This window comes from uncultured Kiloniella sp. (genome assembly GCF_937128705.1).
Classification (GTDB): Bacteria; Pseudomonadota; Alphaproteobacteria; order Kiloniellales; family Kiloniellaceae; genus Kiloniella.
Genome location: NZ_CAKZMP010000023.1, coordinates 1 through 4,791, shown reverse-complemented (window position 1 = coordinate 4,791; position 4,791 = coordinate 1). Strand labels below are relative to the sequence as shown.

General features: G+C 46.4%; 5 protein-coding genes and 1 tRNA gene. 3 read left to right on the top strand and 3 right to left on the bottom strand.

Annotated features, from left to right (window positions below):
- Window positions 1–557: 557 nt before the first annotated feature.
- Window positions 558–634 (bottom strand) — tRNA-Arg (locus Q0241_RS01400).
- An 87-nt stretch (window positions 635–721) separates the two neighbouring features.
- Window positions 722–1,678 (bottom strand): prolyl aminopeptidase, encoded by a 957-nt coding sequence (pip, locus tag Q0241_RS01395; RefSeq protein WP_299371911.1) that lies wholly within the window; start codon window positions 1,676–1,678, stop codon window positions 722–724.
- A gap of 142 nt (window positions 1,679–1,820) precedes the next feature.
- On the opposite strand from pip, the gene Q0241_RS01390 reads away from it, so the two are divergent.
- From Q0241_RS01390 to Q0241_RS01380, 3 genes are all read left to right on the top strand, one after another.
- Window positions 1,821–2,564 carry a thermonuclease family protein gene (locus Q0241_RS01390; protein WP_299371908.1) on the top strand — a complete coding sequence of 248 codons (744 nt, stop codon included), beginning with the start codon at window positions 1,821–1,823 and terminating at the stop codon, window positions 2,562–2,564.
- A gap of 35 nt (window positions 2,565–2,599) precedes the next feature.
- Complete coding sequence (locus Q0241_RS01385) at window positions 2,600–3,061, top strand: rhodanese-like domain-containing protein (RefSeq protein ID WP_299371904.1); 462 nt, start codon at window positions 2,600–2,602, stop codon at window positions 3,059–3,061.
- A gap of 61 nt (window positions 3,062–3,122) precedes the next feature.
- Window positions 3,123–4,610, top strand: coding sequence for a M48 family metalloprotease (locus tag Q0241_RS01380; RefSeq protein ID WP_299371901.1), 1,488 nt, complete (start codon window positions 3,123–3,125; stop codon window positions 4,608–4,610).
- Here the strand turns inward: Q0241_RS01380 and Q0241_RS01375 are convergent.
- A partial coding sequence (locus tag Q0241_RS01375; RefSeq protein ID WP_299371898.1) for a hypothetical protein occupies window positions 4,600–4,791 on the bottom strand: 192 nt, incomplete at its 5' end. The genes Q0241_RS01380 and Q0241_RS01375 overlap by 11 nt on opposite strands.

The following is a 4,791-nucleotide window of genomic DNA, read 5'->3' as shown; positions in this document are numbered from 1 at the left end:
TATCTCTTCTTATCAGCACCACTTGAGTGGTCCGATTTGGATGTTAAAACATGATTGATCAGAGTTCCATCAGAATGATCGTTTTGAGAGCCGGAGAACGACAACCCAGTACGCTCTGTGGACATTTCATTCCTTGCTTGTTTAAATGGTACTTTTCCCCCTTCACACCGCCAAAGTTGTTTAACTAGCTTGTCGTTAACATGCCAACCGATCCCTCGCAATAAAGCTGCCGCCTAACGACAATATAAAGGGAAAATTTATGAATTTACTCAACCAAATTAGAGGCAAGTCGTCCTTCATTTACAAACAGGTTGCTGATGGATTGCCAGGCCTTAGAGAGTTGAGGGAGATACTTTGGTGTCTCATTGAAATGAACAGCGTACCCGACAACATTCGAACCTGAGGCCTCTGAGAACGACGGTCTAATTCGAGTTAGGGAAAATCAGGCATTATTGATCAAATGACAACTTATGAGTCTGCCGCTCACACAAAATCAATAACTTAGCATCGATTTCGATGACAGCTTCTTTGACGCCCTACAATCGATTCTTTATGTATGGTGATCCCGACGCGATTCGAACGCGTGACCCTCAGATTAGGAATCTGATGCTCTATCCTGCTGAGCTACGGGACCACTGGGTATCTGTATAGTTGACAGTTTCTTTTCTGCCAAGGGGTGCTGGCTACACAATACAACTTTCAAATACCGACGATTTATAAATCAAACAAGGTTGCGGAATTTATCCATCGCTTCAACCAGTGCTTTGGCTATCCCCGGTTCAAAAGCAGAATGTCCCGCATCATCGACAAATTTGAACTCGGCTTCGGGCCAGGCTTTGTGCAGATCATAAGCCGTTGATGCCGGACAGACGATGTCATAACGGCCATGGACAATAACCGCAGGAATATTTCTGATGCGATCTATCCCGCCCAGCAATCCGCCTTTGGGTAAAAAGCATCCATTCACAAAATAGTGCGCGATCAATCGGCCAACGGGGAGTGCCCGCTGATCATCCAGAGATGCTTTGATAATATCCGCGTTCGGCAAAAGTGTTACGCAGCTAGCTTCGTAGCTGCTCCATGACTTGGCGGCGGGCAAATGGATCGACGGATCCGGATCTATCAGGCGCTTGTAGTATGACCCAAGAACATCAGCGCGCTCTTCTTCACTTAAAAGAGAGATAAAGTTCTCATAAGCTTCTGGAAAAATCGACCCGACACCCTTTTCGCTCAAATACCATTCCAGTTCTTTGGGGCGGGACAGGAAAATGCCCCGCACGACCAATGCGTCCGTGCGCTCGGGATGAGCCTGTGCATAGGCCAATGACAGTGTTGATCCCCACGACCCCCCAAACACGATCCAGCTTTCAATGGTCAGCTTTTGACGTAGAAGCTCCATATCCGCAATAAGATGAGGCGTATCATTATTTTCAAGCGATCCCAGCGGCAGGGACTTCCCACAGCCACGTTGGTCGAACAACACAATACAATAATGCGCAGGATCAAAGAAGCGACGGTGCGCCGCCCCAGTGCCCGCCCCCGGTCCGCCATGAACGAACAACACGGGCTTGCCCTCTGGATTACCGGAAACTTCCCAATAAATCTCGTGCCCATCCCCCACAGAAAGAAAGCCCATGTCATAAGGTTCGATTTCAGGATACAGATCTTTTGGGTTCATAATACGTCTCGAAATACTATTAAGGGTTGAAATGCTTTTATTACCCTACTATGACGAGACTATGCGCAGATTAAAAGCTTTCATCAGTCGATTTTTATTCTTCTTTCTGTTTCATTACAGCTGGCTTTCCTTCGGCGAGTTCGTGTCTGCACAACAAGCCCCAGCTTACTTGGAGCCAACCTTCGACAAACCAGTCCAGGTCATGGAAATAACAGCCGATCACCAGCTAATTCTTGCTGATGGTACGACCATAAAGCTTGCCGGCTTGCTATTGCCAACTCAACAAGACTGTGATCGCCTAAAGGTCGTTTGCTCCCTTGTTGAGCGACTATCACATTATCTGGAAACAACCCTCCTCAACCAGATAATTTATATCTCCGACACTCCCCAATATTTCGATAGAGATGATCGATTATTAGCACAGATCAAAAACAACGAAGGCACTTGGGTACAAAAAGAAATATTGGAACAGGGGCTCGGCAGAATAATCACGACAACAGCACGTCCTACCGATTTAACAATAATGCTTCCTCTCGAAAATATGGCCCGGCAAAGCCAAAAAGGACTATGGCGTCTAAAGGCATTTCAGATTTTGCAAACGGACAACCTCAACGACAAAACAGATCGTTTTCAAATTATCGAAGGTACGATCAAGAAAACAGCAGAAGTCCGCGGCACGATCTATCTGAACTTTGGTGAAGATTGGCGGACAGATTTCACGATAAAATTGGAAAAGAACCATCGAGCAGCTTTTGCCAACAAAGGCAAAGACCTGTTGCAAACAGTCGGTCACAAGATACGAATACGGGGCTGGCTGTTCTGGGAAAACGGCCCTATGATATCTGTCTACACACCAGAACAGCTAGAATACTTATCAATAGAATAATTTTTGATCAAATACATCTTCGGGATCAGATAAAAATGCCCCATAACACCCCAAATAATAAAACTGAGAATACAACTGCCACAGAAAATATTGGCCAAGAAACAACGACAACAGAAGTGAGCGTGCAAAAATTGCTCGACGCGGCAAGTACAGAGATAACAGAATACTCCCCTAAAGAAATAAAGGGGTTGCTGGCACAGGATGATGTTATTCTGATTGATATCAGGGACATACGGGAGCTCAAGCGCGAAGGCATTATCCCCGGAAGCTATCACTGTCCCCGTGGCATGCTTGAATTTTGGATTGCCCCTGACAGCCCTTATTACAAGCCAGCCCTGTCACCAGATCATCATTTTATTTTGCATTGTGCCTTGGGTTCACGATCGGCCCTTGCAGCCAAAACCCTGCAAGATATGGGGGTTCCCAGAGTAAGTCATATGGCAGGCGGCTTTAAAGCCTGGAAAGAATGCGGTTTAGAAGTCGAAGAAAAGACATAATTCCTTTATAAATTCATCATAAAGGACTCAACGGTATAATTTGAAGAAACAGCACGAACTCATGACGATGACAACTCTTTTCCGTTTAAGAACCCCTCTACTGGCCCTCGCACTTCTTTCAGCCGGGCCATTGCTATCTGGCTGCTCAACATCAGAAGCCACAGGACGCACGTTTTTTAATGGTGGTTTATCGCCTGCGCAGGAACAAAAGTTGGGGGCAACAGAGCATGTAAAAATCGTCAAAGAATTTGGCGGTACCTACGACGAAGACCCCGCGCTGACAAAGTATATCAGCAGCCTTGGAAACTTCCTTGCCAAAACATCTGAGACGCCGGACCAAAAATTCACCTTTACCCTTTTGGACAGCCCGGTGGTCAACGCTTTTGCCTTACCGGGTGGGTACGTCTATACCACGCGCGGCTTGTTGGCTCTGGCAAATGATGAAGCAGAAATCGCCGGTGTGATCGCACACGAAATCGGTCACGTTACTGCAAAACACTCCGCTGAAAGATACGGTTCAACTTTAACTGCAAATATTCTTGCCGCTGGTGTTGGTATTTTAACAGGCAGCGGACAAGCCGCTCAAGCTGTGGGCACAGCTGGAGCTGTCGCGGTTCAAAGCTTCTCTCGGGATCAGGAATTTGAAGCAGATCTTTTGGGAGTACGTTACCTCTCCCGCGGTGGATTTGACCCCAACGGCATGGGTGACTTTCTCACTCAACTACAATCCAGTAGTCGTCTGGATGCTGAAATCGCGGGAAACCCAGGACGCGCAGATCAGTTCAACATCATGCAAACCCACCCCAGAACGGCTGATCGTATTCAACGCGCGATTCAACAGGCGGGAACAAAAACCGTCAACAACCCCATTGTCGGGCGGGATGTTTATCTCAAAAAAATTGATGGCATGCTCTATGGGGATGATCCTTCACAAGGGTATATTCGTGGGCAAAGGTTCTCACACCCAGAACTCAAGCTTACCTTTACCGCGCCTGACGGCTTTCGCCTAATCAACAGCAAAACACAAGTTGCTGCTGTTGGCCCTGAAGACTCACTGGTCATTTTTGATGGTGCAAAAGGGGACGTCAGCGGTAGCCTGAAAAATTATCTAACAAATGTTTGGGCAAAAAATGTTCGTCTCCAAGATGTAGAAAAAATTACCATTAACGGCATGGAAGCCGTGACTGGCCGCGCCACACAAATTAATACGAAAAGCGGAAAAAAAGATTATCGGCTAATCGCAATTCGGTTTTCTGGCAATAAAGTATACCGCTTGACCTTCAGGACGGATCCCAGCCAAACAAATCGCTTTTCAGAAGACTTTAGACGCACCACATATTCATTTAAGAAACTATCCAGTGCCGAAGTCACGAAGCTAAAGCCCTACAGACTCAAAATCCACACCGTGCGTTCTGGTGATACGCTAACAAGCTTGGCCAGAAAAATGCCTTTTGCAGATTACAAACTGGAACGGTTACTTGTCCTGAATGGATTAAATAAAAACAGTCAGCTTGCTCGCGGACAAAAAATCAAACTCGTTACAGAGTAATCGGAACTTTAAATTTGGTAGATACGACTAACAAGCCCATTCCAAACGAGATCTCTGTCCCCATAGATTGTGCTGTCAAAAAACACTGGCGTCCATCAATTGCAATGGCCTTGTCATTTGGGTTCGGTGGCATGACCATGATTGCGCTCGCAATTGTCATCTGGCTTTCCTTTGATACCGC